Below are 26,998 nucleotides of genomic sequence, written 5' to 3' on the forward strand. Positions count from 1 at the left end.
CGGTGGCTTCGTGGACTCGCATATGGACGTCGGTGACGGCGGTGTCGAGCTCGTCGCCGACCGTGACGCGGAGTGGAGCGGCGTACCGCAGTCGCTCATCGACGCCATCGCCGGGACGACGACGCCCGACGAGCTGGAGGCGGCCCTGCGGTCATCGCCGAGCGAGGTCGCAGCTCGCCTTCTCGACGCGCGCCCCGCGGCACTCGTCGCGCTCGCCGCGCTCGGTGATGGCCCCCGCGGCGAGACCGAGGGTGGGTCGGCCGATGCCGGCGCCGGCCTGAGTGGGACGGAGGTGCTCCTCGTGGGCACGCCGTGGGCAACGCTCCCGGCGGCCCTCGAGCACTTGGGTGCACGCGTGACGATCGTGGACGACGTGTACGCTCGCCTGCACGCCGCGGCCTTGCTGCGCGCTGACGCCCCCCGTCGAGGCGTGCACCTCGAGGCGGACGCTCCGCTGCCGTTCCCCGACGGCGCGTTCGCGACGGTGTTCTACGATCTGCGGCAGAGTGCCGGACGACGCGACCAATCCGACATCCGGCGCCGCCTGGCGGAGCTCGCACGCGTCGCGGCCCCGGGCGCCGCGATCGTGATCGCCTTGCGGCATCCGGTCTTCGCGGCGTTCGACCGGCACGCCGGCACCGGCCGAGCGGCGCGGCTGCGGGCGGCGCTCGCCGAGTTGCGCATACGCGATCTGCGTGCTCCCTGGGATCCCGGCCTCCGCGATGCCGGACTTCGTCGGCAGACGTTGCTGGTGCCCGCGCGAGACTTCGCCCTCCTGCCGAGGCTCATGTCGCCGGCTGCCGCCCGTCGTGCGCTTCGCGATCTCGTCCCGCGGGACGCGCACGAGCGCGTCCGTCACCTCGCCGCCGGGTTCGGCATGGTCACGGCTCTCGCGCCACGCGCCGCTGTCGTCGCGCACCGGACCGGTACGACCACGACGACGCTCGTCGAGCGTCTCGTCGGGGAGAACGCCGAGATCATTCCGCGTGAGACCTGGCGAGTTGCGCTCATGGGTCCTCGGGGCTTCGTGAAGCTCGCTCTCAGCGAAGGACAGGATGCGAGCGTCGCGAAGGAGGTCGCGCGCACTGAGTCAGGCTCGCGCAGCCCGTTCGCGGGGGCTGTCCCGATGCCGGTGAGCGAGCTGAGGGTCGGTTCGGCGATCGCGATCCAGTCGCCGCGCATCACCGCCACGTCAGTCACACCGCGCGACCTCGGCAGAGTGATCGCTCAGATGCTGCGTTCCATTCCCGATTGGGAATACGCCCCGATCCGAGACACCGACCTGTTCGCTCGCGTACGTCATCCGCACCTGCCCGGCAACGTCACCGAGGCCGGATGCGATGTCCTGCGCGACCACTTCCTGCGGCGCGGTGAGATGCGACTGCCGGTGGGGCCGACGCATGGCGATCTTCTCTTCGAGAATGTGCTGCTCGACGAGGAAGGGAAGTGTCACGTCGTCGATTGGATCAGGTTCGAGCAGCGCAGTCCGCTGCTCATCGACCCGCTGCAGGCGGCACTGAGCGTCCACCAGCGAGAGCGCCGGGTCGACCTCTCGCAGGCGGTTGCCGCCTTCATCGACGGCGAGATCACCGGGCCACTCGCCGTGCTGGCCGACGAGCGATCCGCGGTGCTCGATCGCGCGGAGGCGGCCGCATGGCTGCTGCTGCATGAGGTGACGGCGCTCCAGAACCCCGTCGACGCGCCCAGCGCGGACCGCCTGCGCCGTGTCGCGAGAGCGATCACCGAGCGGACGCCGTCGCCGCCGCACACGTGAGCATCGACGCGACCCGCGCTCAGCCGGGGAGCTTCTCGGGCGGTTCGACCTGCGGCACCGAGGTGTCGATGCGTCCGAACCGGAATCCGAGCGCGGTCGCGATCTTCAGCGTGATCTCGGTGAAATCCGACGTTCGCGGCCTGCGCCGGAACTTCCGGAGCACGCGTGCGACGAGTGCCCCGATCCTGTCCCGCATCCCCTGCGACCCGCCGTCCGCATCCCCTGCGGCGGGAGAGCCGGATGCCTCACCCCCCGCCGCCTCGTCGACGTCCGGCATCGGAGGCCGCGCCTCGTACGCCTCCGCGACGCGCGCGAACTTGTACGTGAGTCTCTTGTCGCCCGCGCCGTACCCGAAACCCTGGCGCATCGTCGCGCGCAGTCCTGCGCGGTTGCTCACGTTCACGATCGCCGAGCTGTTCGCGATGAGCGGATAGCCGGCGAGCTGCACGCGCCAGCACAGGTCGAGATCTTCGCCTGTGCGCAGCGTCTCGTCGAACCCGCCGACCTCGTCGAAGACGGCCTTGTGGATGCCCATGTTGCCGGCGCCCGCTCCGGCGAGGTACGGGAAGAACGGCATCCGGTACAGCGACCAGTCGAAGTAGGTCGGGTTCTCGGGCCGCGAGTTCAGTTCTGGCCGGCGCGAGGTGCCGCTGACGAACGGAGCCTCGGACAGCGACGCGTGCATGAGCGCGAGCCAGTCATCGGACACGACGTCGTCCGCGTCGCAGAACGCGAGAAACGGTGCGCGCGCAGCGCGCGCGCCCGCGTTCCGGGCGGCACCCGGGCCCCGCGTGGCGGATGCGTCGACGAGGCGCAGGTGCGGCATCCGCTCCAATCGGCGATGAGTCACCGCTGCCGTGCCGTCCGTCGACCCGTTGTCGCACACGAGCACTTCGAAGGGGAAGTCGGCGGTCTGACGCTCCAGCGCGTCGAGCTGGGCGTCAAGGGTCTCTTCCGCGTTGTAGGCGGCGATGATGACCGACACGTGCGGTGCGACGTCAACCGATGTCACGCAGCCCCCAGCACCCCGACAGACCTCTCGCGTCCTCACGCGCTCGATCCCAAGATACCGGTTGTGCCCCGCCACCCGCGCCGCGATGGGTGCACTGTACGCTGACGTGTGCGGCGCCGAGGCCTGGGGCGCGTGGACCGGAGTCTTGGGGAGCGGGGTGTCCATGTCGAGCGATCGACCGGCTGTGAGCGTCGTCATCGCGGCGTACAACGCCGAGGAGACGCTGGCGGAGCAGTTCGCCGCACTCGAGCGGCAGGTGGGCGACGTCGACTTCGAGATCCTGCTGTGCGACAACGGCTCGACCGACGGCACGGTCGCCCTCGCGCACGCATGGACGGAGCGGCTGCCGATGATGCGCGTGATCGACGCGTCGGCTCGCCGGGGCCCCGGAGCCGCGCGCAACATCGGCGTGACGCACGCGCGCGGCGAGTTCCTCGTGTTCTGCGACGCGGACGACGTGATCGCCGACGACTGGATCTCGCAGATGCACGGATCGCTGCTCGAGGCGCCGTTCGTCGCGTCGCGCATCGAGCACCGGCGGCTCAACCCGAGCTTCCCCGAGGAGTTCCGCGCGGCCGAGGGCATGATGTACCCGACGTCGCGCATGCCCCAGTACCCGATGGTGGGATCGGGGCACATGGGCGTGCGCAAGGCCGCCTTCGAAGAGGTCGGCGGCTTCGACGAGACGATGAGCGCCGCGGAGGACCTCGACCTGAGCTGGCGGCTCCAGCTCGCCGGGCACCGCCTCATCGGTAACCCTGACGCGGTCGTGCACGTGCGCCACCGCCCGACGCTGCGCGGCGTCTACCGGCAGGCGTACGGGTGGGGGAGCCTCCACCGCCGCCTCGCCCACAAGTACGAGCGTGTGTTCGCCGAGCATCCCCCCGGTCCGCCCCACCCGGGCGCCGAACTGCCGTCGACGCCCGCGTGGCGCGACCCGGGCACCGAGGACGCGGAACAGACGACGGATGCCGCGCCGCCCGCCCCCGCGCGCCCCGAGGGCCGCGTCGGGAGGGTCCTCCGCCGCGCCGCCCGCATCCCGCGCAAGCTCGGGCGGATCATCCGCTCGCCGATCGAGCTCGCGCCCTACGCACGTCGGCTCGGTCTCAGAGTCGGTCGCGTGATGAGCCGCCGCGATCCGAACGCGCCGCAGCTCGCGGCGGACGGGCGCTCGTGGGCCTCGTCGAACGGGTGACGCGGGGGCGGGGCATCCGTCGCCGTCGATTCAGGATCGGAACAGCGACTCGCGCGACATGCTCTTGACGTTCGGATGCGCGTGCAGGAGTTCGCTCGTCGTCGCGGTCGTGTAGCCCCGCTCGTCGATCGCGTCGAGCACGCGGCGAAGCACGTCGGCGCGGTCGAACTCGGGCAGGCGCTCGCCGGGCGCGAGGCGCTCCGGATCGGCGCGGGCGTCGTGCAGAAGCAGGATCGCGCCGGGGAAGATGCCCGCGATCGCCCGCTCCGCGACTGCCGCTTCGGTGTCATGCAGCCAGTCGAGCGCGTCGCCCGACCAGATGATGAGCTCGAGGCCGAGGCGGCGGATGCCCCACGCCTGCCGCAGCGTGTGCGAGCCGTAGGGCGGACGGTAGAGCCGGACCGGCACGCCCGCGATGTCTTCGACCGTCGCGCGCGAGCGGCGGATGCTGTCGAGCGCCTCGCGGTCGGTCAGCTCGGTGAGCGCGCGGTGGTTCAGTCCGTGGAGGGCGACCTCGTGCCCTTCGACGACGATGCGACGGACGATGTCCGGATGCTGCGCCGCCGGCTCCGCGAGCACGAAGAACGTCGCGGTGGCCCGGCGCTCCGCCAGCAGGTCCAGGATGCGGGGTGTGTCGCGCGGATTGGGCCCGTCGTCGTAGGTGAGTGAGACGACCCGCTCGTGCGTGTCGACGCAGTGCGTGCCGAACGATGCGAACAGCCACGACGGCAGGAACCCCTTGCCGTAGCGCACGCTGCGGAACTCGCCTGCCGGCGGTGGGACGGCCTCGAGGTCGCGCCGCCGCACGAGCAGGCTCGTCACGCCTCGTCCTGCTCGGGGAGGGCGCCGTCGAGGACGGCGAGCTTGCGTCGGGCCTCCGGAGTGCCGGCCTGCTCGAGCCGCGCGCGCAGGGTCTCGAGTGCCTGCTCGAGCGTCACGCCCAGGACGTAGTGGAACGACCACTTGTCTTCCGGGTCGAACGCGGTGTCGATCTTGCGGCGCCGCGGGTTCGGGTCGTGGCCGGTGATGTCGCCTGACTCGAGGAAGGGGATTCCCTGGGTGCGCGGACCCGACGTCTCGAAATCCGTCGCGACGGGGCGCCCCTCGAGCAGCCAGATGTTGTGCGGCTGGAGGTCTCCGTGGAGGTATCCCGCCATGTACATCTCGAGGAGCACGTCGAGCGCCGTGGCGCTGATGTCGAGCCGCTCGTCGCGGGTCATCTTCTCGCTCGCGACATCGAGGCGCGCTCCGTCGGACAGGCGGGGGACGGAGAAGCCCTGCCGGTGCCACTTGACGACCGGCATCCGCCACGGCCGATCGCCGAACAGCTCGTGGCTGCGGCGCTCCGCCGCGAGGTTCGCGCGCCCGATCTCGGTGCGCAGGAAGTACTTGCCGACGACCTCCTGCCCGCGGATCTTCGAGAAGACCGTGACGGAGTGGTCGGCGCTCTTGACGAACGTGCACGTGATCGGCGTGCCGTACAGGCGCACCATCTTCGCGCGCCCGAGAACGCGGCTGAGGAGCGTCCGGCGGACCCCGGGGTCCTCGTAGACGGTGCGGCCGAGCGGCGCGAGCGTGCGCGGGCGGGGCGGTTCTTCGATGTCGGAGGCGGTCATGATCTCTTCGGGCGGAGAAGGTTCCGGATGCGGCGGAGCAGGTGGAACCCGCCGCGCAGGATGCGCGAGTTCGCGGCGCGCTCCCCCCTGCGGGAGAACCGCGCGGAGACGTACAGCTCGCGCTTTGCCGCCGCGTACGCGGTCGGCTGGATCGTCGTGCGGCCGAGCTGGTCGATGAGGGCGTCGTTGCGGTGGACCGCTCGGTCGATCGCGCGGGGCACGGAGTATCCGTGGCCCGACAGGAACCCGTCGAGCAGCCGCACCGCGGCGTCGTCGTCCGTCACGTGCGCGACGAGGTCGTCGGGCAGGTCGAGCTGACGCGCGAGCCCCTGCAGACGAGGCACGTACGCGGGCTTGACCGCCGCCTTCTGGAGCTTGGCGTGGTACAGGAGCGAGAAGAAGTGGTCGTCGATACGAGGGATCGCGACCTTCCCGTCGAGCCACGCGCGCCGCTTGAGCACGTCGTTCTGCCACAGGGCGTCCATGTAGCCGTCGCCGACCCACCGGATGTCGAAGATGACCTCGCCGCCGTCGACGGTCGTCGCGAACGCCGCCCCCGCGACCTCGCCGTGGCGCGGCGTCGCATTCACGACCGCGGCGAAGTCGCGCTGCTCGCGCGCGAGGACGTCGATCTCGGGGTCGGACGCGATGATGCCGGGTATGTCTTCGAAGTTGCGCAGCACCACGTACTCGCACGCGAGCCTGAGCACGGCCCACAGCTCGTCGAGGCTCGCCCATCCGGTGTCGCCGACGAGGTCGGCGCGGATCTCCTCGCGCACCACTTCGTCGCGCGGCGAGGCGGGGTGGAGCACCTCCTGGAGCCGCTCGGTGCCGATGAGGAGGGCCGCGTCGCGGAAGAACTCGCGGATGTTGTTGCTGGAGTGCACCGTGTAGCCGCCGGCGAGCGCACGGGCCGCCTTCTTGGCGCTCGCCGCGTGCACGTTCGTGAGCTCGACGAAGCCCGACACGTTGCGACGGTAACGGTAGACCGGCTCCGGATCCTCGGCGATCACGAACAGGAACGAGCCCGTACCCACGTCCTCGTGCTTCGTCGAGACGCCCCACAGCGGGTCGCCGTACAGGCGCTCGAAGTTGCGGATGGCGCGCTCGTCGGACCACGTGATCTCGAACTCGCCGAGCACGTCGAAGTCCTCGCGGACGATGTCGAGGATCGCGTCGTCGTGCGGGCGGGCCTTGTGCCACACCACGAAGAGCTGGAAGTCGCGGTCGTACTGGTGGCGGAACCCCTCGACCGTCTCGTCGAACGTGAAGCGCAGGTCGGACGGCGTGAAGGCGCGCACCGGCACCGCGCCCCCCTGCGCCGCGGCGAGCGACGCGCGCGCCGTGTCTGCGTCAACAGCGGTCATTGATTCCCCCAGCGATCTGCCCGTTCCATCGGACATGCGACAAAGATACCGTTCGGGTCAGCCGACTCCCATGGCCCGGTCCCGGCGGCGAGCGATCCACCCTGCCGGGAAGCCCGCGACGAGGCCGGCGAGCTCGGCGACCGCGCGGGTCAGGATGACGGGCGACGTGATCCGCCGCACGAAAGGGCGACGCGACCCGTCGGCCATGCGCGGGCCGAAGCGGACGAGCATCTCCCACACGTAGTCGCTCTGCGCGCGGATCGTCGACCACACGTAGCGGCGCACGAGCGGGTGACCCCAGCCGTAGACGCGCGCGAGCAGCACGATGTGATTGCGTCGTGCGTAGTACAGGTACCGGCGGTCGAAGCGCTTGCCGCCGCTCGTGTACGGCGCGGCGACGTGGCGCACGAGCGCCGCGGGCTGGAAGACGAGCGTGCCGCCCGCGCGCTTGAGCCGCAGCGAGATGTCGGACTCCTCGCACAGGCACGTGCCGGGGTAGTTTCCGCGGATGCCCCCGATGGCCTGGAGCGCGGAGCGGCGGAACGACATGTTGGCGCCCAGCAGGTGGTCGACCTCGATCACGCGGCCGGGGTTCGCGCCGAAGTTGCCCGTCAGCCGGCCGTCCGGGAGCAGGCGCCCGATCTCGCCGAGTCCCTTGGTCTCCTCGCCCTTGATGCCGTTCGACGCGCGGCCCCCGACACCCACGACGGCGGGGTCGGCATACGGCTTGCGCAGCTCGTCGAGCCAGTCGGGGTCGACGTACGCGTCGTCGTCGATGAACGCGACGATGTCGCCGGTCGCGTCGGCGAACCCGATCTGGCGGGACTCGGGCATCGTGCCTGGGCCGAGGTCGTTGCGCAGCACCCGCACGTGCGGGAACTCTTCGGCGACGAGGATCTTCGTGCGGTCGTCGGGAGAGGCGTCGACCACGATGATCTCGTGCGGCGGCGACTCGAGCCGGCCGAGGTGCTCGAGGCACGTGCGCACGAACTGCGGGCGCGCGTACGTGATCACGACGACGCTGACGGAGAAGGTCATGACGCGGCCGCCTTCGGTTCGGCGACATCGACGAGCCGGTACCAATCGCGACGGCGCAGGGGGTTGAGCACGACGGTGCGCAGCGGATGCCGCTGCCGCGACGCCCACCGCCGGTAGACGACCGGCCTCGAGTAGTCGTGCGTGTGCCCCGACCAGCCGAACTTGCGGCGGATCGTGTCGTGGTCGCGCACCCACGAGTAGTGGAGCACGGCGCTCTCCGGCCGGATGACCTCGTGCACGACGGTCTTGTGCGGGTGGAACGGGTCGGTGTTCCAGGGCCTCAGGTCGACGCGGTAGAGCGGCACGTCGGCTTGGCGGGCCTGCCGAAGGCGCGTTCCCGCGCGTACCGCGAGGGGCCCGGGATATGACGCCGCCGGCCGCCAGAAGCGCGTGGATCCTTCGAGGTAGCGCCCGGGCGCGACGCGCGAGTAGAGCCATCTGGCGGGATAGTGCATCCCCGACGTGCCGGTGGCGTCCGCTCGCCGCAGGGACGCGAAGAACTGCGCGGGGTCGAGCATGACCTCATCGGTGTCGAGCTGGACGACCCAGTCGGCGCCGTCGGATGCCGCGTCGAGCGCGCTCTGCCGCTGGAAGGTGTCGTTGTCGAGCGGGTTCTCGTCGAGCCGCGCGAAGCGCCCGGGGACGTCCACGCACTTGCCGTCGCGGTCGAGCTCGCGGATCGTCGCGAGGCATTCGTCGACCGGCAGAGGCGTGCCCGTCCACGACGTGCTCGTCTCGTCGTACGACAACACGATCCGGTCCACGTGGTCGTAATAGGACGCCACGCTCTCGCGGAGGTGGTTGGGGTCCCCCACGAGGATGTAGGCCGAGACGCGCATCTCAGATGAAGTCCGCGAACTCGCGTTCGTTCTTCTGGAAGACGATCGTGCCGAGCAGGAACACGAGCGGCGCGGCGACGATGAGGGCGACGATCTGCCACACCGGCGGCTGCTCGGTCCCGAGCAGCGACCACCGCATGATCTCGAGGAACCACGTGACCGGGTTGAGCTCGAAGAGCCAGCGGATGCTCTCCGGCACCTCTGAGACCGCGTAGGCCACCGGGCTCGCGTAGAGCAGGATCTGGAGCGCCCATGGGAGCACGTAGCCGACGTCGCGGTACTTCACGAGGTAGGCGGCCGCCGTCAGGCCCAGGCCGGTGCCGAGGATGCCGATGAGCAGCGCCCATACGGGCAGCAGCAGCACGCCCCAGCCGGGGACGATCCCGAAGACGGCGATGAGCACGATCGCCAGCACGAGCCCGACGGCGAAGTCGAGCAGCACCGACGCGAGGCTCGACACCGGCACGAGCAGGCGCGGGAAGAAGACCTTCTGGACCAGCGACTGGTTGCTCACCATGGAGCTCGAGGAGCGGCCGAGCGCTCCGTTGAAGAGGTTCCACGCGAGCATGCCCACGAGCGTGAACAGGAACGCAGGGGTCGGGCCCGTGGAGAGTCCGGCGATGTAGCTGAAGACGATCGTGAAGACGCCCGCGCTCACGAGGGGCTGGAGCAGCACCCACGTGAAGCCGAGGATCGTCTGGCGGTAGCGAACGATGATGTCGCGCTGGGCGAGCCGCACGGCGACCTCTCGCGCGCGCCACACCTCGCGCCAATCGGGCATGTTGAGGCGCCCGGGGGGCGTGATGACGGTGACCTGAGGCTGGTGTTCCATGTCACGCCTTCCCGTACTCGAAGTCGACGAACACGAGGCCCTTCTCGATGCTGGAGGACTCAGCGAACTCGGGGTAGGGGAGGTCGGGAAGCACTTCGAACTTCCACGCGCCCTCCCACGCGTCGAGCACGCCGGCCTGGCACACGTAGGCGTCGACGGTGTAGACGCCGGGCTTGAGCCACAGGTCGCGGATGACGAGCCGGCCGCGGTTCTCCTCCTTGGGATCGAACCACTTGCCGACCAGGCGCGAGTCGCATTGCGCGATTACCGAGCCCTGGTCGTTGTTGATGTGCATCGAGACGAAGTACGTGCCGATGAGCTTCTTCGACGGCGGCAGCTCGAAGTCGACCGCGATGTCGTCGCCGGACTTGACGAACTCGTCGTCCATCGCGACGCGCGAAAGGCGCACCATGCCGTTGCCGGGCCGGTTCTTCGCTTCGGACTGCGCGAGCGCGAAGCTCTCGAAGCTGTCGCGATACGCCTGGAGCGTGCCGTCGACCGTTCCCGAATAGACGAGCTTGCCGCGATCCAGCAGCATCGCCGAGGTGCACAGCGCCTGCACGGTCTGCAGCTGGTGACTGACGTAGAGCACCGTTCGGCCGCCCTGCGCGGCTTCGCGCATCTTGGCGATCGACCGGCGCTGGAACTCGGCGTCGCCGACCGCGAGAACCTCGTCGATCGCGAGGATCTCGGTGTCGAGGTGCGCCGCGACCGAGAATGCGAGGCGCACGTACATGCCCGACGAGTAGCGCTTGACCGGCGTCGCGAGGAACTTCTCGATGCCGGAGAACTCGACGATCTCGTCGTAGCGCCGCAGGATCTCCTTGCGCGTCATGCCGAGGATCGCGCCGTTGAGGAAGATGTTCTCGCGACCGGTGAGCTCGGGGTGGAAGCCGGTGCCCACCTCGAGCAGCGACCCGACACGCCCGCGCAGCTCGATGCGCCCGCGCGTCGGCGCGGTCACCCGCGTCAGGAGCTTCAGCAGCGTGGACTTGCCCGCGCCGTTGCGCCCGACGATGCCGAGTGCCTCGCCCTGCGGCACCTCGAACGACACGTCGTCGAGCGCATCGAACAGGGTGTACTTCGCCTTGCCCGTCGAGCGCAGCCACTGGATCGCGGCCGCTGCGGCCGTCGACGGTCGCTCGCCGAGCGCCCCCAGGCGATACGTCTTCCCCAATCCCGCGACCGAGATCGCGGCCTCCCCAAGAACCGTCACGAGAGAAGAATCTACCTGGTCAGAGCGAGACGGCCCGCTGCGCCTCAGGATCCCTCGAAGTCCCTCAGGATCCGCTGAAGACCCGGCGCCACACGGCGGCGTGCTCGCGCGCGCTGCGTTCCCACGTGAACTCGCGCGCGCGCTCGCGCCCGCGAGCGGCCATCGCCGACACGGCGGAGTCATCGGATGCCGCGAACAGGATGCCCTCCGCGACAGCGGCGCCCGTCGGCTCGACGAGCACCCCGGCGTCGCCGACGACCTCGGGGAGCGCGCTCGTGCGCGCCGCGACGACCGGCGCGCCGGCTGCCATTCCCTCGAGCGCAGGCAGCCCGAAGCCCTCGTAGAGCGAGGGCACGACGACCGTCGTCGCGCCCGCGAACAGTCCCGGCACGAGGGCGGCGGGCACGCGACCGACGAGCCGCGTGCGGGGGAGTCTCGCGAACAGGGCGGTGCGTCGCGGGTGCGGCGGGCCGGAGAGCACGAGCGTCAGGTCGGGCCGCGCGGCCGAGACGACCTCCCACGCCTCGGCGAGCGCCTCGAGGTTCTTGCGCCGCGAGGCGCCTCCGGCGTGCAACACGTAAGGCCCGGTGATGGCGAGCCCGGCACGCGACTCGGGGCTGAGCGGCTCGGCGTCGAGGAACACGGGGTCGACGCCGTTGTAGATCGCGTGCACGTGCTCGAGGCCGAGGAACTCGGCGGCATCGTCTGCGGCGTACTGCGACGGAGCGATGACGGCCGCGGCGCGGCGGAGCTCGTGCGCGGCGAAGCGCTCGGGGGGCGACTCGTCGTCGAAGCGCCACGCGACCGTGTCGTGGATCGTGATGACCTCGGGCACGCGCGCGGGCGGCATGCCGAGTCCCATCCGGTGGACGACCTCGGCGCCGCGGTAGAGCATCGCCCCGACGGCGGACCGCACGCCCGACGGAGCACGGTTCGTGATCCAGTTCGGAAGCCGCACGGTGCCGTCGAGCTCCGAGCGGAGCGACCGCGCGATCTCGCGCCGCACGACCGTGCCCTCTCCGGCGGCCTGGGCGGCGCGGGCGACGATCTCCTCCTCGTACACCTGCTGACCCATGGGCGCGCCGACGGCTATCGTGGCGAATGTGATGCGAATGGTGCAGGACCTCCGTCGGGCTTACGCGCGGTGACCGCGCGTCGTTGAGAGCGTAGCGAGGGAAGACGCCATGGCGGAGATCGCACTCGTCACGAGTTCGTTCCTGCCCCGCGTCGGCGGGGTCGAGGAGCACGTCCGGCACGTCGCCGAGCAGCTGCGCGATCGCGGGGTCGAGGTCGCGATCTGGACGGCGGACCGCGGCGACGACGTGCCGCCCGAACACGACGGCATCCCCCTCCGCGTGCTGCCCACCCCGATGCCCGCCCGCTCGGTGCGGGCGGTGCTGTCGTTCCTGTGGCGCGCGCCGCGCGCGGCCCTCCGCTGGCGACGCGCGCTCCGCGCGGACCGGCCCGCCGTCGTCCACGTGCACTGCTTCGGTCCGAACGGGGCGTGGGCGACCGAGGTGGCGCGCTTCGCGCGGTTGCCGCTCGTCATCACCAGCCACGGCGAGACGTTCGGCGACGCCGACGACGTGTTCGGCGGATCGGCGCTCATGCGGTGGGCTCTGCGGCGGGGCATCCGTCGTGCCGCCGCCGTCACCGCGGTCTCGTCGTTCACCGCGCGCGATCTGGAGGAGCGGTTCGGGCTCGAGCCGGGACATGCCGCGATCGTGATGAACGGCGTCGATCTCGACGAGGAGAGTGCGGATGCCCCGCCGCTCCCCGCTCGCTACTTCATCGCCCTCGGGCGACTCGTCCGCACGAAGGGGTTCGACCTGCTCGTGCGCGCGTTCGCGTCGGCCGACCTGCCGGAGGACGTGCACCTCGTGATCGGCGGCGACGGGCCCGAGCGTGACGCGCTGCTCGCACTCGCCGCTGAACGGGGCGTGGGCGATCGCGTGCACCTTCCCGGTCGGATCGGCCGCGGGAGCGTCGGGCCGACGGTGGCCGGGTCTCTCGCGCTCGTCGCGCCGAGCCGCACGGAGGCGTTCGGCATCGTCGTGCTCGAGGGATGGCGCGGCGGAGTGCCTGTCATCGCGACCTCGCACGCCGGTCCCGAGGAGATCATCCGCGACGACGTCGACGGGTGGCTCGCCGATCCATTCGATGAGCGCGCGCTCGCCGCGGCGCTCGAGCGCGCGGTGCGCGACCCCGACGCGTCCCGACGGATCGCGGCGGCGGGAAGAGCCCGCGTCGAGGAGTTCGGGTGGGATCGCGTGGCCGACGGCTACCTCGCCGTGTACGCGGAGCTCGCCGCCGACGACGGCTCCCCGGCGGCTAGGATTCGATCGACCGTCCGTGGGGCTCGGGCGGCGACGCAGGGGTGATGCGATGAAGGCGGTCGTCGTGCGACCGGTGGTCGTGTGGGGCGGCCGTGAGATGGTCGGCGGGGAGTTCTCCGCGCAGAGCGCGCTCCCGCGCTTCGTGCCGTCGTTCGCGAGCTCGCCGCTCGGCACCTACTGCGTCGACACGACCGACCGCACGCTCTCGCTGACGTACGACGACGGGCCCAACCCCGACGACACCCCGCGCATCCTCGAGCTGCTCGCCGAGCGCGGGCGCGCGGCGACGTTCTACGTGCTCGGGCAGCAGGTGAAGCAGCATCCGCGGATCGTCCGTCGGATCGTCGACGAGGGCCACGAGCTCGCGCTGCACGGCGACACCCACGACTCGCTCCTCACGATGAGCGCGCTGACGGCGGTTCGCCGCATCCGCGATGCGAAGGCGCTCGTCGAAGACGTCGCGGGCACGCGGCTGCGCACGTACCGCCCGCCCTACGGCGAGCACACGCTCGCGCAGGCGGTCGGCATCCGCGCGCTCGGCCTTCGCCTCGTGAACTGGTCGGGCGACGCCGTCGACTGGATCGACGACGAGGAGTCGGCCGTCGCGGAGCGGTCGCTCGCGGGGGTGTTCCCGGGCGCGATCCTGCTCCTGCACGACCATCGCGGCGACCCCGAGAAGCTCGAGGAGGGGCAGCGCCTGCCGGCGTTCGACCGCGCCGCCGTGCTGCGCCGCATCCTCGACGGGCTCGACGAGCGCGAATACGAGACGCTCGCCGTGAAGGACCTGCTCGCGAAGTACGTGAGCGTGCGCACGCACATCCGCTACTGACGGCCGCCGGCCAGGTGGCGCTCGAGGAGCGAGACCGGCAGCGGCCGGATGCGGGGGTCGATCCGGCCGAACCGCTGCCCGAGCGCCTCGCCGAGCCGCCACGCGACGTTGGCCTGGCCGGTCCGCGTGAACACGCGTCCGGCGCGAGCGAGGAGGCGGGAAGGACCGGATGCGGCGTCCCCGGCGTCCTTCACTGCCGCGCCGTCCTCGCAGAGGGCAGGGGCAGGCGCCGCGGGCGGATCGGCATCGGCGGCCGCGATCGCCGAGTACTTGTGCCGCAGCGCGCGCGTGCCCGCGGCGTACGACCGCGCCTGACGGAACACCGCCCGCAGCCCGTCGCGCTGCCGGGAATGGACCACGGCGTCCGTGAGGAACACCAGGGGGTGGCCGGCGAGCTGCACGCGCCAGCAGAAGTCGAGATCCTCGCACGTGAGGAGGAGCTCGTCGAAGCCGTCCGCCTCGTCGAACACGTCCTTGCGCACGCCGAGGTTGCTCGACGCGGTCGCGCGGAACCGCGGCCAGAACCCGAGGCGGATGTCGCCCGAGACCTCCCAGCTGACCGAGTACCGGTTGGCGCTGTTGAGCGAGCGTCCTTCGAGCGTGCCGGCCGCGACCTCGACATCGTCGAAGAGGGCGGATGCCATGCGCCCCAGCCACCCGTCGCCCACGATGTCATCCGCGTCGCAGAACAGCAGCACGCGCCCGCGCGCGGCCGCGGCGCCGATGTTGCGCGCCGCCGCCGGCCCGCGCCGCGCGGACGCGTCGACGAGCCGCACCCGCTCATCGTGCTCGGCCCACCTCCGCACCAGCCGAGCGGTGTCGTCGGTCGAGCCGTTGTCGCACACGAGCACTTCGATCTCGTGGTCGGCGGGCTGGGCGAGAAGTGCCGCGAGCTGATCGCCGAGTGTCGCCGTCGCGTTGTACGCCGGCACGATGACCGACACCTCGGGGGCGCTCACGCCTTCGCCCGTTCCGCGTGGGCCGAGCCCGGTCCGTCGTACGGCCGCACGCTCCGGTCGATGCGGCCCCACCGCAGTCCCGCGCGGCGCGCCTGGCGCTGCAGGAAGGGGGCGACGTCGCGCCAGCCGCGCAACCGGAAGAGCCGGCGGACCTTCCGCTTCGCGCTGTCGGCGAGCTCGGCCGCCTGCCCTGCCGTCTCCTGACCGGCAGGCGTCGCTGCGCCGACCGGCGCGGGCACGTGGGCGAACTTCGCGCGGAGCTGGCGCTCCGCGCGGCCGTAGCGGTACCACTGCCGCAGCGTCGCGCCGAGCTCGGAGCGCTCGCGGATGTGCACGATCGCCTGCGGCGCCTCGCCCAGCGGCGTGCCGGCGAGCTGGATGCGCCAGCTCAGGTCGGTGTCCTCGCCGATCGGCAGCGACGTGTCGAAGCCGCCCGCGGAGAGGAAGACGTCGCGGCGCACGGCCATCGCCCCGGCGCCCGCGAAGGCGAGGTGGGGGAGCGTCTCGAGCCGGAAGGTCGGGCCCATCGTGAGTCCCTCCGCGTGCTCGGGGTTCAAGCGCGACATGCCCCACGTGCATCCGACGAAGTCTTGGTCGCGCATGGCCGCGACGATCCCCGCGAGCCACCCGTCGTCGACGATGTCGTCGGCGTCGCAGAAGGCGACGACAGACCCGCGCGCCGCTTCGACGCCGATGTTGCGCGCGCCGCCCGCGCCGTGCGCGGCGGATGCGTCCACGACCCGCAGGCTCGGCAGGGCGGACGCGTGCGACTCGGCGACGGCGGCCGTGGCATCCGTCGAGCCGTTGTCGCACACGACGACCTCCCACGGCACGTCGACGCTCTGCCGGGCGAGCGCATCGAGCTGATCGCCGATCGTCACGGCGGCGTCGCGTGCGGCGATGACGACGCTCACGACCGGCCCGTCGTCCCCCATCACCGTCTCCGTCCGCCCCGAGTCGTGCCGATTGTACTGAAGCACTCGGCGGGGAGCCGTGCGCGAAGTCGGTAGCATTCGCCTATGCCCGCCCGCCCGCCGCTGGTCAGCGTCGTCGTCGCGACGAACCGAGCCGGGGAGCACCTGGGCGAGGCGCTCGACTCGGTCGCGGCGCAGACCCACCCGGCCGTCGAGCTCATCGTGGTCGACGATGGGTCTGCCGATCCGGACGCGGTCGCGGCGATCGTCTCTCGCGCCTCGAACGCCCGGCTGCTGCGCCAGCCGCCGACCGGGGTGAGCGCCGCGCGCAACCGCGGCGCGGGCGAGGCGCGCGGCGAGCTGCTCACGTTCCTCGATGACGACGACCGGTGGCATCCGGAGCGGCTTGCCCGTCATGCGGCGGTGCACGTCGACGACCCGGATGCCGTCGCGAGCTACTGCGGCATCCAGACGATCGACGCCACGGGGGAGCGCGTGCTCGCGCCGGCGGACCAGGTCGCCGTCGCGTCCACGGCCGACATCGCGCGCCGCCGAACGGGCATCCTGCTCGGCAACCTCGTGATGCGGCGCGATCGGTTCGCCGAGGTCGGCGGCTTCGACGAGGGACTGCGCCTCGCGGAGGACTACGACCTCATCCTGCGACTCGCGCAGCTCGGCCGGTTCGCGTTCGTGCCGGGGGCTCTCGTGGACTACCGCTCGTACGGCGAGAACTCCACGATCCGCCACCGCGAGCTCGTGGCGTCGATCGACGAGATCGTGCGCCGCCACGAGAGGGCCGCCCGCGAGAGCGGAGACGACGAGCTCGTCGCCGCGCTGCGCGACAGCGCGCGCAAGAACGACCGCTTCGCGTGGTGGAGCGCCGGGAGGGCGGCTCGCCGCGCGTTGGGCGAGCGTCACCCGTTGCGGGCAGTATCGGAGGTGTGGTGGGCGCTGCGCACCGCCCCGCTCGGCCTCGTGGACGGGGTCGCGCGGAGGGTGCGGGGCAGCTCCGACTGACGGGTGCGAAGCGCACGCGAGACGGCTTTGGGGGAGACGTGAGGGTACTGCGGGTCGCGCATCACGGCGTGGTGTCGGCGTGGCGCGCGCGCGAGCGCGCGCTGCGCCGCCGCGGGGTCGACGTCGCCCTCGTGTCGGCGAAGCGCTGGAACGAGGGAGGTCGCCTCGTGTCATTGGACGCCGACGGCGACCGTTTCGTGCGCGGCGCGGCGACGATCGGCACCCACCCGAACGCGTTCCTCTACACTCCCGGGCCGCTGTGGAGGGCACTCGGCGCGCGCCCCGACCTCATCGACCTGCACGAGGAGCCGTTCTCACTCGCGACAGCCGAGATCCTCCTGCTGCGTCGGCTGCGCCGCTCTCGCGCGCCGTACGTCCTGTACTCGGCGCAGAACCTCGAGAAGCGCTATCCCGTCCCGTTCCGCTGGTTCGAGCGCTGGGCGCTGCGCGGAGCGGCGGCCGCCTACGTGTGCAACACGGAGGCCGGAGAGATCCTCGTCCGAAAGGGTCTGCGGGGTCCGGCGCGACTCATCCCGCTCGGCGTAGACACCGCGCAGTTCCGACCCGCCGAGCGGACCGCTGCCGCCGACCCGCCCACGATCGGCTACGTCGGCCGCCTCGAGCCGTACAAGGGGGTCGACACGCTCGTGCGGGCGCTGGCGCTGCGCCCCGGCTGGCGCCTCGAGATCACCGGCGACGGGCCGCAGAAGGCGGAGCTCGTCGCGCTCGCGGGTGAGCTCGGCATCACGTCGCGCGTCGCGTTCCTCGGTTTCGCGCAGGGCGGCGAGCTCGCCGACCGCTACCGGCGGCTCGATGCGATCGCCGTGCCGTCGATCCCCTGGCCGGGCTGGCTCGAGCAGTTCTGCCGCGTCGCGGTCGAGGCGATGGCATCGGGCGTGCCGGTCGTCGCGAGCCGGTCGGGTGCGATCCCCGACGTCGTGGCGGATGCCGGCATCCTCGTCGAGCCCGGTGACCCCGAGGCCCTCGCCACGGGGCTCGACGACGCGCTCGAGGGCAGCCGGCGGGCGCAGCTGCGCGACGCGGGGCTGCGCCGCGCGCAGGAGTTCACGTGGGAGCGCGTGGCCGAGCTGCAGGACGAGCTCTACCGCGAGGTGCTTCCGTCGAACGACTCCGGTCGGCAGCGGCCGCCGCAGGTCGTCGCCGTCGCGTACGGCGACCCCGCGCTGCTGGACGGCGCACTCGAGATGCTCGGCGGCGAGTTCCCGATCACGATCGTCGACAACTCCTCCTCGCCCGCGACGGCCGAGCTCGCCGCGCGGCGAAATGCCCACTACATCGACCCCGGCCGCAACCTCGGCTTCGGCGCGGGCGTGAACGCCGCCCTCCGTTCGCTCGCCGAGCGGGGCCTCGAGGGCGACGACGTGCTGCTGTTGAATCCGGACGCGCGCATCGCGCCCGACGGGGTGCGTGCGATGCACGAGACACTTCACGCGAGGCCGCGCCGCGCGGCGGTGGGCGCGACCCAGACCGAGCCCGACACGGGCGAGCCCGTGCGGGTGTGGTGGCCCTTCCCGTCGCCACTGCGCGCGTGGATCGACGCGCTCGGACTCGGCCGGCTCGACCGGGCGCGCGACTTCGCGATCGGGTCGGTCCTCCTGCTGCGGGCGGAGGCGATCGCCGAGATCGGCCTCCTCGACGAGCAGTTCTTCCTCTACGCCGAAGAAGTGGACTGGCAGAAGCGGGCGCGCGACGCGAGGTGGGACATCGCGGTCGCCGAGGTCGACTCGACCCACATCGGCGCGGGAACGGGCGGCGACAGCACGCGACGGGAGGCGCTGTTCTTCGCGAGCGGCGAGAAGTACCAGCGCAAGCACTTCGGCGCATTCGGGTGGCAGGTCTTCCGCGCGGGCGTGATCGTGGGCGCGACCGTGCGCGCCGTCCTCGCGCGCGGCGACAAGGCCGCGGAAGCGCGGCGGCGCCGGGCGATCTTCCTCGAAGGTCCCATCGGATACTCAGAACGCGTCGGCTGATCGCGGGTTATCGTCGGATGCGGGGACGCACGCCCACCGCGAGAAGGAGGGCACGCGTGAGCACATCACGCCGTAGGCACACGCGCCGAGCGCTCGAGCGCGCCTTCTCCGGCGCCGTCCGCTCCGCCTCGGCCGCCGCGATCGTGACGGCGGTGGCGCTCGCGTCCGCGTGCGCGGCGTCGCCGCAGGAGGCGCCCGGGCACGGCGAATCCGCCACCCCGACCTCGAGCCCGACCCCGACCGGACCGGTGGTCGGCGACGACTCGGGGCTCGACTGGGCGGACGAGTTCGACGGCGCCCTCGACGCCTGGCGGCGCAGCACCGGCGCGGGGGACTGGGGCGTGGGCTCGATCGTGTTCTACACCGACCGCGACACCAACGCGTTCGTGCAGGACGGCGTCCTCTCGATCGTCGCGCGCGCCGAGCAGGGCACCGACGACGAGGGCCGATCGGCGGATTACACGTCGGCGCGTCTCGTGAGCCGTGACGCCTTCCTGTACGGGCGGTTCGAGGCGCGCATCAAGGCGCCGTCGGGCGGTGGCCTGTGGTCGGCGTTCTGGCTGCTCGGCGTCTACGACGACCAGACGGGGTGGCCGGACGTGGGCGAGATCGACATCGTCGAGCTCGTGCGCGAGGGCGACACGGCGCACTCCACGGTGTGGGGCAACTGGGCCGGCCACGACGAGGCGTGGTCGCTGAAGATCGAGACGCCCGCCGAGGACGGCTCGTGGGCCGACGACTGGCACGTGTTCGCCGCCGAGTGGGATCCCACCGGCGTCACGTTCTCCATCGACGACGAGGAGACCGGCCGCCTCACGCCCGCCGACATGGAGGACGGGTGGGAGTGGGCGCTGACGCGTCCGGTGAACATCGTCCTCAACCTCGCCGTCGGGGGCGACTGGCCGGGGGAGCCGAACGTCGACACTCCTTTCCCCGCCGCGCTCCAGGTCGACTGGGTGCGCGTGTACGACACGGAGATCACGCCGGCCCGCTGACCCGGCGGCGCCGCCGAGGCTCCGGTCAGCTCAGCAGGTGCCCGGCCCTCTTCTCCTCGTGCACGCGCTCGTACAGCGCGATCGTCTGGTCTGCGACGGACTCCCACGACGTGTAGCCCGCCGCGTCGCGTCGCGCCTGCTCGCCCATGCGGCGGCGCAGCTCGCGATCCTCGACGAGAGGGCGCACCGCACGCGCGATGGAGGCGCCGTCGCGCGCGATGAGCGCCCCGTTCTCGCCGACCCGGACGAACTCCTCGGCGACCCCCAGCGGGGTCGTCACGAGGGGCAGGCCGGATGCCGCGGCCTCCAGCAGCACGAGGCCGAAGGGCTCGTAGATCGTGGGGAACACGAACACGTCGCCCGCCTGGAAGTAGTCCTCCACCGCGGGCGAGTGCCCCGCGAACGTCACCCGCTCGGCGACGCCGAGCTCGCGCGCGCGCGCCTGGAACGGCGCCGCATCGTCGCCGCCCACGACGAGCAGGCGCGCCGCCTCGGGCAAGTGCGGCAGCGCGTCGACGATCGCCCGGAGTCCCTTGCGGCGGAACTCCTTGCCGACGAACAGCAGCACCACGTCGTCGTCGGTGCACCCGTGCTGCGTGCGGATGCGGGCGCGGCGGGCCGCGGCATCCGCCGGCTGGAATCTCGACACGTCGACCGCGTTCGGAATCACCGTGATGCGCTCGGGATCGACCTTGTAGTACTGCGTGAGCTCGCGCGCGACGGTCGGCGAGACGGCGATCGCGCGGCGGAAGCGATCGGGCCGGTAATTGCGCTGCTCGACCTGCAGCACGGCGTGGTGGAAGGGGTTCGCGAGGGCGCGCAGCACCTCGCCGTTGCGGAACTTCATCGCCCACCAGGCCTTGTGGCAGCTGTGCGCGGTGATGACGTCCTGCCGGCGGGTCGCACAGCCGCCCTGGTTGTGCACGATGTCGAAGCCCTTGCCCTCGAGGGCCTTCGTCGCGGCGGCCGAGTACGTCACGGGCACGACGAACCCGGGAGTGCTGCGCGCCTCGACACGGAGCCACGACAGCGGCTCCGGAGGCGGGGGAGTCACGTCGGTCGCCACGAGCGTCAGATCGACGCGGTCGCTCATGCGCTGCGCGAGCTCGTAGGACGCGCGCTCGATGCCGCCTTCGTTGTTGAATCGGAACGACGACATCGCCACGCGCACGTCGCCATGCTACAGACCGCCCCAGGCAACACAGCCGACGCCGCGTGCTCATAGACTTCACGCGGGGAACCGTGTGTCGGGGGGAGAGAAATGCGGGTGGTGCACCTCGTGTGCTCGACCGGTTTCGCCGGCGTCGAACGGTACATCGTGGCCGTGGCGTCCGGGCTCGCCTCGTCCGGCGACGACGTCGTGGTGATCGGCGGTCACGCCGAGCTCATGCAGCGTGCGCTCGCGTCAACGTCGGCGCAGTGGCTTCCGGGTGACGACATGGGCGAGGCGCTCTCGTCGCTGCGGTCCATCGAGCCACCCGACATCCTCCACACGCACATGTCGCAGGCAGACCTCGTGGGGTGGCTCCATCTACGCTGGCACCGGCGCCCGCAGCACGTGAGCACGCGGCACTTCGCCGGTCGCCGCGGCAGCAACCCGGTCGCGCGACTCCTCTTCCGGCCCGTGGGCAGGTCCCTGGCCGCGCAGATCGCGATCTCGCGCTTCGTCGCCGAGAACGTCGAGCCGCCCGTCGAGGTGGTCCACTCGGGAGTGGAATCGACGGATGCCCGCGTCAAGCGCCGCCCGTACGTCCTCGCCGCGCAGCGGCTCGAGGCCGAGAAGCACACGGCCGACGTCATCGAGGCGTGGGCGCTGTCGCGCGGTCCCGCGGCGGGGTGGAAGCTGCGCATCGCGGGAGACGGATCCGAGCGGCGCGACCTCGAGGCGCTCGCGAGCGAACGTGGCGTCGGAGAGAGCGTCGAGTTCCTCGGGCACCGGTCCGACGTCCCGGCGCTGCTCGCCGAGGCGGGCATCGTGATCGCGCCGACGCCGCGCGAGGGGCTCGGGATCCTCGTGCTCGAGGCGATGGCATCGGGTGCTCCGACGGTCGCAGCCGCCGGCGGCGGTCACCTCGAGACGGTCGGAGCGGCGCGCCCCGATCTGCTGTTCACCCCGGGCGACGCCGCGGACGCCGCACGGGTGATCGACGACCTGCTGCGCGATCCCGCGCGGCGCGAGTCGGCCGGCGCCGCGCTGCGCGCACTCCAGCGTCGCGAGTTCTCCGTCGAGCGACAGGTCGCGCAGACGCGCCGCCTCTACGAGCACGTGCTGGTGCTGTCGTGACCCGCCGCGACCTCGTCGTGTTCTCACTCGAGGCGTGGGACGACGTGTGGCGGCGCAACCAGTACCTCATCGACGGTCTGCTGCGCCGCGACGCGGAGCTGCGCGTGCTGTTCGTCGAGCCGTCGAACGACCTGCTGCACTCGGCGGTGTCGGGGCGGGGCATCCGTCGCGGCCGTGGCCTGCGAACCGCGGACGGCTATGACGGGCGGCTGTCGCTGTTCCAGCCCGACAAGCTCCTCCCGCGCGTGGTGGGTCCGGCCGCCGATGCGGCCCTGCGACGGTCGGCGCGTCGCGCGATGCGCGCGCTCGGCATGACGCGCCCTGTGCTGTGGGTCAACGATCCGAGCTGGGCGAAGCTCGTCGCCCGCACGGGCCTGCCCGCCGTCTACGACATGACCGACGACTGGCTCGCCGCCGACCGACCGGGGCGCGAGCGCCGCCGCATCGTCGCGAACGAGTCGATCCTCATGAACCTCTGCGCCGCCGTGGTCGTGTGCTCGACGGGGCTCGAGCGCACGCGGTCTGCTGAGCGCGACGTGGTCCTCATCCCGAACGCCGTCGACACGGCGCGGTATCGCGCACCGCTGCCGCGTCCGGCCGACCTGCCCCCGGGACCGACTGCCGTCTATGTGGGCACGCTGCACGAAGACCGGCTCGACGTCGACCTCGTCGTGCGCACGGCGGAGGCCATTGCCGCCGACGGCGGTTCGATCGTTCTCGTCGGCCCCGACGCGCTCGCGCCGCCCAACACGGAGCTGCTGACGACGCATCCGGATGTGAACGTCCTCGGCCCCCGCCCGTTCCGCGAGATCCCCGCCTACCTCCAGCACGCGACCGTGCTCATCGTCCCTCACGTCGTCGACGCGTTCACCGACAGCCTCGATCCGATCAAGCTCTACGAGTACCGCGCGGTCGGCCGCCCGATCGTGAGCACGCCGGTCGCCGGATTCCGCGAGCTCGAGGGCGAGGGCATCCTCCTGGCGACCCGGGCGGACTTTCCGCTCGCGGTCGCGGCCGCGCTCCGCGAGAACGCGCCCGCGCTCACCGTGGACGACGTGCCGGACTGGTCCGACCGCGTCGACCAGTATGCGGGCGTACTCGAGCCGCTGTTCGCGGACGCCGCGGCACCCGTCTCAGACTCGGCGCAGCGCTGACGCCGTTCGCGTGGCGGCCGGACGGGCGCCTCTTGGGGACACAGCGCCCGCCCGGCCTGGTGGTCGCGGAACTCCGCCGCGACGCATCAAGGGCGGCGATCAGTAGGCACCGCGCGCCTTGATGACGGATCCGATCGTGCGCCACACGATCACGAGATCGCCGATGACCGACCAGTTCTCGACGTAGCGCAGGTCGAGACGGACGGTGTCGTCCCACGAAAGGTCGCTGCGGCCGCTGATCTGCCACAGCCCCGTGATCCCGGGCTTGATGTAGAGGCGGCGGTAGACCTTGCCGTCGTACGACATCACCTCGGTCGGCAGCGGGGGCCGCGGCCCGACGACGCTCATCTCGCCGACGAGCACGTTCCAGAACTGCGGCAGCTCGTCGATCGAGAACTTGCGCAGGAACGCCCCGACGCGGGTGATGCGCGGGTCGTGCTTCATCTTGAAGAGCGGGCCGGATGCCTCATTGATCACGTCGAGCGTGCCACGCGCGTCTTCGGCGTCGGTCGTCATCGAGCGGAACTTGTGCATGCGGAAGATCCGGCCGTCGCGGCCGACGCGCTCCTGGTGGAAGAACACCGGCCCGGGGCCCTCGAGCTTGATCGCGAGCGCGATGAACGGGGTCATCAGACCCACGACGAGCAGCGCGATCGCCGAGACGGCGACGTCCATGACCCGCTTGAGGAGGTAGCGCCCGCCCTCGAACGTCGGGATCTCGACCTGGATGAGCGGCAGGCCCTCCACCGGCTTGAGCGACATGCGCGGGCTGACGACGTCGGCGAGCGGGTTCGACAGCACGAGCTCGGCCGCCGTCCCCTCGAGCTGCCAGCTCAGCCGCTTGAGGAAGTCGGTGTCGCCCTCGGGAGTGCTCGCGACGATGACGGCGTCCGCGCCGAGTTGCGCCGCCACGGTCGCAGCAGTGTGCATCGAGCCCGTCGCGCGGATCGTCTCCCCCTCGACGTGCATCGAGTCGGCAGGGTCGTCATCGAGGGTCACGCCGACCACCCGGTAGCCCAGCAGCGAGTCGTTGCGGACCGAGCGGACGACGTACTCGACATCCGCCCGGTTGCCGATGACGACGGCGCGCGAGACGAATTCGCCCTGCGCGCGCCGGTCGCTCAGCCACTGACGGCAGACCCAGCGGCCGAAGACGATGCCGGCCATGCCGAGCGGCAGTGCCACGAGCAGCTGCATGCGGATGCCGGCCGACTGCAGCAGCACGAAGCCGATCGCCAGGATGCCGAACGCCATTCCCGTCGCGTGGGCGACGCGTCGGTACTCGGTCGTGCCGTGCCCCACGATGCGGCGGTCGCGCGTCTGGAACATCGTCAGCAGGCTCAGCCAGATCGCCACCGTGATCAGGAACACGCGGCCGTACTGCCACGGCGCGTCGGAGATGGCGACCTGCGCCATCTCGATCTGGATCCACGCGGCGAGGCCTGCCGAGGCCACGACGACGAACGTGTCGGCGGCCAGCAGGCGTCGCCGGTAGCGGCGTTCCCAGAGCTGCCGTCGCTCGACGGCGGGTGCCACGCGCGGTGTGATCAGTGTTCGAACCGGCGCCTCGGTATGGCGAGGTGCCGCGATCGGTCGATTGAGAGCGTCGTCGGCGAAGGTCGTCATGCGACGACCGCCTTGATTCCCTCGTGCGAGGTGCCCCCAGCACGCATTTCGTCCCCAGACAAATGTGCTCGCCCGTCGGCCCGAGTCAGACGGTCGATATATCCCCAGTTGCGCGCCCGGGTCGTGCTTTCGGGTGCCCCGCGCGATGATTCCCAGCATCGCTAGCGCGCAACGTCACTCTACTCCCGGCCGCGGTCGACCGAAACCCTGTTTTCACCCGTTATTCACTGCAGAGTCACGCAGTTTCACGCTGATACACGCCGCCCTCGCGCCGCCCTCCGGTGCACCACCGACGTGCGACCATGGGTGCGTGTCAGACGCCCTCCCGACGATCGACGTCGTCGCCGCCGTCGTCGAGCGCGACGGCGCGTTCCTCGCGTGCCGGCGGGCTGCGGGCAGGGCGGCCGCGGGCAAGTGGGAGTTCCCGGGTGGCAAGGTCGAGGCATCCGAATCGCCCGCCGACGCGCTCGTGCGCGAGATCCGCGAAGAGCTCGGCGTGTCGATCGAGGTCGCGGGCGAGCTCGTCGTCGTCGAGCCCGGCAGGGACGGCGGCATCCGGCTGATCTGCCTTCACGCCCGACTCGAGGGGCCGCCGCCCGTTGCGAGCACCGACCACGACGAGCTGCGCTGGGTCGCGCGCGACGAGCTGGCCGCGCTCGACTGGGCGGAGCCGGATGTCCCGGCCGTGCGCCTGCTGGCCGACGGGACTGCCGGATGACCGGGGCGGATGCCCTCGCCCGCCGCCTCGGGCTGGGCGACGCCGTCGCGATCGGCCTCGGCTCGATGATCGGCGCGGGGGTGTTCGCGGTGTGGGCGCCTGCCGCCCAGGCCGCCGGTGCCGGACTGCTCACGGGGCTCGTGCTCGCAGCGGTCGTCGCCTTCTGCAACGCGACGTCGTCGGCGCAGCTGGCCGCGCGGTATCCGACCTCGGGCGGGACCTATGTCTACGGGCGCGAGCGGCTGGGGGAGTGGCCGGGATTCCTCGCCGGGTGGAGCTTCGTGATCGGCAAGACCGCGAGCTGCGCCGCGATGGCGATCACGTTCGCCGCGTACGCGGTGCCGCCCGAGTGGCACAAGCCCGTCGCGGCGCTCGCGGTCGCGGCGCTCACCGCGGTGAGCTGCTTCGGCGTGACGCGCACCGCGGGCGTGACGAGGGTCATCGTCGCGGTCGTGCTCGCGGTGCTCGCGTTCGTCGTCGTCGCGGGGCTCGCGTCGGGCGACGCCGATCCGTCGCGGCTCACCGACGGCTGGGCGGATGCCGGGTGGTACGGCGTGCTCCAGTCGGCGGGGCTCATCTTCTTCGCGTTCGCGGGCTACGCGCGCATCGCGACGATGGGCGAGGAGGTGCGTGAGCCGCAGCGCACGATCCCGCGCGCGATCGTCATCGCACTCTCGGTCACGCTCGTCGTGTACGGCGTGCTCGGACTGGCCGCGCTCGCGGTGCTCGGCCCGGACGCGCTCGCGCGCTCGATCTCGCCGCTCGCCGACGTCGCCTCGGCCGGCGGGTGGGGCTGGACCGCCGTCGTGGTGGGCGGTGGGGCGGCTCTCGCGGCCCTCGGCGCGCTGCTCGCGCTCATGGCGGGCGTCGGCCGCACCGCCCTCGCGATGGCCCGCAACGACGACCTCCCGTCGTGGCTCGCCGCGGTCCACCCGCGGTACCGCGTGCCGCATCGCGCGACGATCGTGCTCGGGGTCGTCGTCATCGCACTCGTGTTCGCGTTCGACCTGCGCGGGGCGATCGGCTTCTCGTCGTTCGGCGTGCTCCTCTATTACTTCATCGCGAACGCGTCGGCCGTCACGCAGCCGCGAGAGGACCGTCGCTTCCCGCGCTGGCTCGCGGTGGCGGGAATGATCGGATGCCTCGTGCTCGTCGCCACGCTCCCGCTGCCGTCGATCGTGGCGGGCGTCGCCGTGCTTGCGGTCGGCGTCGCGTACCGCGTCGTGGTGCGGCTCGTGCGCGCGCGCCGCGCATCCGCGTGATCCGCCCGTCAATCGGTCGCGATC

24 protein-coding genes are annotated in these 26,998 nt (G+C 71.8%); 11 read left to right on the plus strand and 13 right to left on the minus strand.

Annotated features, from left to right (window positions below):
• Positions 1-10 precede the first annotated feature (10 nt).
• Complete coding sequence (locus tag BJ991_RS03665; protein ID WP_179487553.1) at positions 11-1,774, plus strand: hypothetical protein; 1,764 nt, start codon at positions 11-13, stop codon at positions 1,772-1,774.
• 19 nt (positions 1,775-1,793) lie between these two features.
• Here the strand turns inward: BJ991_RS03665 and BJ991_RS03670 are convergent, their stop codons facing one another.
• Positions 1,794-2,786, minus strand: coding sequence for a glycosyltransferase (locus BJ991_RS03670; RefSeq protein WP_179487555.1), 993 nt, complete (start codon positions 2,784-2,786; stop codon positions 1,794-1,796).
• A 163-nt stretch (positions 2,787-2,949) separates the two neighbouring features.
• On the opposite strand from BJ991_RS03670, the gene BJ991_RS03675 reads away from it, so the two are divergent.
• Positions 2,950-3,981, plus strand: coding sequence for a glycosyltransferase family 2 protein (locus BJ991_RS03675; protein ID WP_179487557.1), 1,032 nt, complete (start codon positions 2,950-2,952; stop codon positions 3,979-3,981).
• Positions 3,982-4,011: 30 nt separating this feature from the next.
• Here BJ991_RS03675 and BJ991_RS03680 read toward each other — a convergent pair whose 3' ends face one another.
• The 8 genes from BJ991_RS03680 to BJ991_RS03715 all read right to left on the minus strand — a co-directional run bounded on the left by BJ991_RS03680 (position 4,012) and on the right by BJ991_RS03715 (position 11,964).
• Positions 4,012-4,803: a polysaccharide deacetylase family protein gene (locus BJ991_RS03680; RefSeq protein ID WP_179487559.1), complete on the minus strand. Its 792-nt coding sequence runs from the start codon at positions 4,801-4,803 to the stop codon at positions 4,012-4,014.
• The gene (locus tag BJ991_RS03685) at positions 4,800-5,597 is read right to left on the minus strand and encodes an RIO2 family protein (protein ID WP_179487561.1); all 798 of its coding nucleotides are present in this window, start codon (positions 5,595-5,597) and stop codon (positions 4,800-4,802) included. The genes BJ991_RS03680 and BJ991_RS03685 overlap by 4 nt, the downstream gene beginning before the upstream one ends.
• Positions 5,594-6,964 carry a hypothetical protein gene (locus BJ991_RS03690; protein WP_179487563.1) on the minus strand — a complete coding sequence of 457 codons (1,371 nt, stop codon included), beginning with the start codon at positions 6,962-6,964 and terminating at the stop codon, positions 5,594-5,596. The genes BJ991_RS03685 and BJ991_RS03690 overlap by 4 nt, the downstream gene beginning before the upstream one ends.
• A 57-nt stretch (positions 6,965-7,021) precedes the next feature.
• Positions 7,022-8,002 carry a glycosyltransferase family 2 protein gene (locus tag BJ991_RS03695; protein ID WP_179487565.1) on the minus strand — a complete coding sequence of 327 codons (981 nt, stop codon included), beginning with the start codon at positions 8,000-8,002 and terminating at the stop codon, positions 7,022-7,024.
• Complete coding sequence (locus BJ991_RS03700) at positions 7,999-8,841, minus strand: glycosyltransferase family protein (RefSeq protein ID WP_179487567.1); 843 nt, start codon at positions 8,839-8,841, stop codon at positions 7,999-8,001. Before BJ991_RS03700 ends, BJ991_RS03695 begins: the two co-directional genes overlap by 4 nt.
• 1 nt (position 8,842) lies before the next feature.
• A complete protein-coding gene (locus BJ991_RS03705; RefSeq protein WP_179487569.1) occupies positions 8,843-9,673 on the minus strand; it encodes an ABC transporter permease in 831 nt (276 codons plus the stop codon).
• 1 nt (position 9,674) lies between these two features.
• Entirely contained in the window at positions 9,675-10,889 is a 1,215-nt protein-coding gene (locus BJ991_RS03710) for an ATP-binding cassette domain-containing protein (RefSeq protein WP_218852855.1), read from the minus strand.
• Positions 10,890-10,953: 64 nt separating this feature from the next.
• Positions 10,954-11,964, minus strand: a complete 1,011-nt coding sequence (locus BJ991_RS03715; protein ID WP_179487573.1) for a glycosyltransferase family 4 protein — start codon at positions 11,962-11,964, stop codon at positions 10,954-10,956.
• Between the two features lie 109 nt (positions 11,965-12,073).
• On the opposite strand from BJ991_RS03715, the gene BJ991_RS03720 reads away from it, so the two are divergent.
• Positions 12,074-13,270 (plus strand): glycosyltransferase family 4 protein, encoded by a 1,197-nt coding sequence (locus BJ991_RS03720; protein ID WP_179487575.1) that lies wholly within the window; start codon positions 12,074-12,076, stop codon positions 13,268-13,270.
• A gap of 4 nt (positions 13,271-13,274) precedes the next feature.
• Positions 13,275-14,054, plus strand: coding sequence for a polysaccharide deacetylase family protein (locus tag BJ991_RS03725; RefSeq protein WP_179487577.1), 780 nt, complete (start codon positions 13,275-13,277; stop codon positions 14,052-14,054).
• Here BJ991_RS03725 and BJ991_RS03730 read toward each other — a convergent pair.
• Together BJ991_RS03730 and BJ991_RS03735 are read right to left on the minus strand one after the other, a co-directional pair.
• Positions 14,048-15,013 carry a glycosyltransferase gene (locus tag BJ991_RS03730; RefSeq protein WP_179487579.1) on the minus strand — a complete coding sequence of 322 codons (966 nt, stop codon included), beginning with the start codon at positions 15,011-15,013 and terminating at the stop codon, positions 14,048-14,050. The genes BJ991_RS03725 and BJ991_RS03730 overlap by 7 nt on opposite strands.
• Positions 15,010-15,948: a glycosyltransferase family 2 protein gene (locus BJ991_RS03735; RefSeq protein WP_179487581.1), complete on the minus strand. Its 939-nt coding sequence runs from the start codon at positions 15,946-15,948 to the stop codon at positions 15,010-15,012. Before BJ991_RS03735 ends, BJ991_RS03730 begins: the two co-directional genes overlap by 4 nt.
• Positions 15,949-16,032: 84 nt before the next feature.
• On the opposite strand from BJ991_RS03735, the gene BJ991_RS03740 reads away from it, so the two are divergent.
• From BJ991_RS03740 to BJ991_RS03750, 3 genes are read left to right on the plus strand one after another with little or no spacing between them, the layout of a single operon-like run.
• Positions 16,033-16,944 carry a glycosyltransferase family 2 protein gene (locus BJ991_RS03740; RefSeq protein ID WP_179487583.1) on the plus strand — a complete coding sequence of 304 codons (912 nt, stop codon included), beginning with the start codon at positions 16,033-16,035 and terminating at the stop codon, positions 16,942-16,944.
• 38 nt (positions 16,945-16,982) lie between these two features.
• Positions 16,983-18,935: a glycosyltransferase gene (locus BJ991_RS03745; RefSeq protein WP_179487585.1), complete on the plus strand. Its 1,953-nt coding sequence runs from the start codon at positions 16,983-16,985 to the stop codon at positions 18,933-18,935.
• 56 nt (positions 18,936-18,991) lie between these two features.
• Positions 18,992-19,930, plus strand: coding sequence for a family 16 glycosylhydrolase (locus BJ991_RS03750; RefSeq protein WP_179487587.1), 939 nt, complete (start codon positions 18,992-18,994; stop codon positions 19,928-19,930).
• 25 nt (positions 19,931-19,955) lie between these two features.
• On the opposite strand, the gene BJ991_RS03755 is transcribed toward BJ991_RS03750, so the two are convergent.
• Complete coding sequence (locus BJ991_RS03755; protein ID WP_179487589.1) at positions 19,956-21,101, minus strand: glycosyltransferase; 1,146 nt, start codon at positions 21,099-21,101, stop codon at positions 19,956-19,958.
• Positions 21,102-21,191: 90 nt separating this feature from the next.
• On the opposite strand from BJ991_RS03755, the gene BJ991_RS03760 reads away from it, so the two are divergent.
• Both BJ991_RS03760 and BJ991_RS18760 read left to right on the plus strand, forming a co-directional pair.
• Complete coding sequence (locus tag BJ991_RS03760) at positions 21,192-22,214, plus strand: glycosyltransferase family 4 protein (protein WP_179487591.1); 1,023 nt, start codon at positions 21,192-21,194, stop codon at positions 22,212-22,214.
• On the plus strand, positions 22,211-23,368 hold the full coding sequence (locus BJ991_RS18760) for a glycosyltransferase (protein WP_179487593.1): 1,158 nt from the start codon (positions 22,211-22,213) through the stop codon (positions 23,366-23,368). The genes BJ991_RS03760 and BJ991_RS18760 overlap by 4 nt, the downstream gene beginning before the upstream one ends.
• Before the next feature lie 99 nt (positions 23,369-23,467).
• Here BJ991_RS18760 and BJ991_RS03770 read toward each other — a convergent pair whose 3' ends face one another.
• On the minus strand, positions 23,468-24,904 hold the full coding sequence (locus BJ991_RS03770; protein WP_343048640.1) for a sugar transferase: 1,437 nt from the start codon (positions 24,902-24,904) through the stop codon (positions 23,468-23,470).
• A 400-nt stretch (positions 24,905-25,304) separates the two neighbouring features.
• On the opposite strand from BJ991_RS03770, the gene BJ991_RS03775 reads away from it, so the two are divergent.
• Both BJ991_RS03775 and BJ991_RS03780 read left to right on the plus strand, forming a co-directional pair.
• Positions 25,305-25,712: a (deoxy)nucleoside triphosphate pyrophosphohydrolase gene (locus BJ991_RS03775; protein ID WP_343048641.1), complete on the plus strand. Its 408-nt coding sequence runs from the start codon at positions 25,305-25,307 to the stop codon at positions 25,710-25,712.
• Positions 25,709-26,974: an APC family permease gene (locus tag BJ991_RS03780; RefSeq protein WP_179487597.1), complete on the plus strand. Its 1,266-nt coding sequence runs from the start codon at positions 25,709-25,711 to the stop codon at positions 26,972-26,974. Before BJ991_RS03775 ends, BJ991_RS03780 begins: the two co-directional genes overlap by 4 nt.
• Positions 26,975-26,998: the final 24 nt, after the last annotated feature.

The organism is Microbacterium immunditiarum, assembly GCF_013409785.1.
In the GTDB taxonomy this organism is placed as follows: domain Bacteria; phylum Actinomycetota; class Actinomycetes; order Actinomycetales; family Microbacteriaceae; genus Microbacterium; species Microbacterium immunditiarum.

Bases quoted from the DNA above. Each gene is read 5' to 3' on its own strand.
- BJ991_RS03700 (WP_179487567.1), bottom strand. From the start codon at position 8,841: ATGCGCGTCTCGGCCTACATCCTCGTGGGGGACCCCAACCACCTCCGC.
- BJ991_RS03740 (WP_179487583.1), top strand. From the start codon at position 16,033: ATGCCCGCCCGCCCGCCGCTGGTCAGCGTCGTCGTCGCGACGAACCGA.
- BJ991_RS03685 (WP_179487561.1), bottom strand. From the start codon at position 5,597: ATGACCGCCTCCGACATCGAAGAACCGCCCCGCCCGCGCACGCTCGCG.
- BJ991_RS03725 (WP_179487577.1), top strand. From the start codon at position 13,275: ATGAAGGCGGTCGTCGTGCGACCGGTGGTCGTGTGGGGCGGCCGTGAG.
- BJ991_RS03720 (WP_179487575.1), top strand. From the start codon at position 12,074: ATGGCGGAGATCGCACTCGTCACGAGTTCGTTCCTGCCCCGCGTCGGC.
- BJ991_RS03690 (WP_179487563.1), bottom strand. From the start codon at position 6,964: ATGACCGCTGTTGACGCAGACACGGCGCGCGCGTCGCTCGCCGCGGCG.
- BJ991_RS03705 (WP_179487569.1), bottom strand. From the start codon at position 9,673: ATGGAACACCAGCCTCAGGTCACCGTCATCACGCCCCCCGGGCGCCTC.
- BJ991_RS03735 (WP_179487581.1), bottom strand. From the start codon at position 15,948: ATGGGGGACGACGGGCCGGTCGTGAGCGTCGTCATCGCCGCACGCGAC.
- BJ991_RS03780 (WP_179487597.1), top strand. From the start codon at position 25,709: ATGACCGGGGCGGATGCCCTCGCCCGCCGCCTCGGGCTGGGCGACGCC.
- BJ991_RS03715 (WP_179487573.1), bottom strand. From the start codon at position 11,964: ATGGGTCAGCAGGTGTACGAGGAGGAGATCGTCGCCCGCGCCGCCCAG.
- BJ991_RS03695 (WP_179487565.1), bottom strand. From the start codon at position 8,002: ATGACCTTCTCCGTCAGCGTCGTCGTGATCACGTACGCGCGCCCGCAG.
- BJ991_RS03675 (WP_179487557.1), top strand. From the start codon at position 2,950: ATGTCGAGCGATCGACCGGCTGTGAGCGTCGTCATCGCGGCGTACAAC.
- BJ991_RS03760 (WP_179487591.1), top strand. From the start codon at position 21,192: ATGCGGGTGGTGCACCTCGTGTGCTCGACCGGTTTCGCCGGCGTCGAA.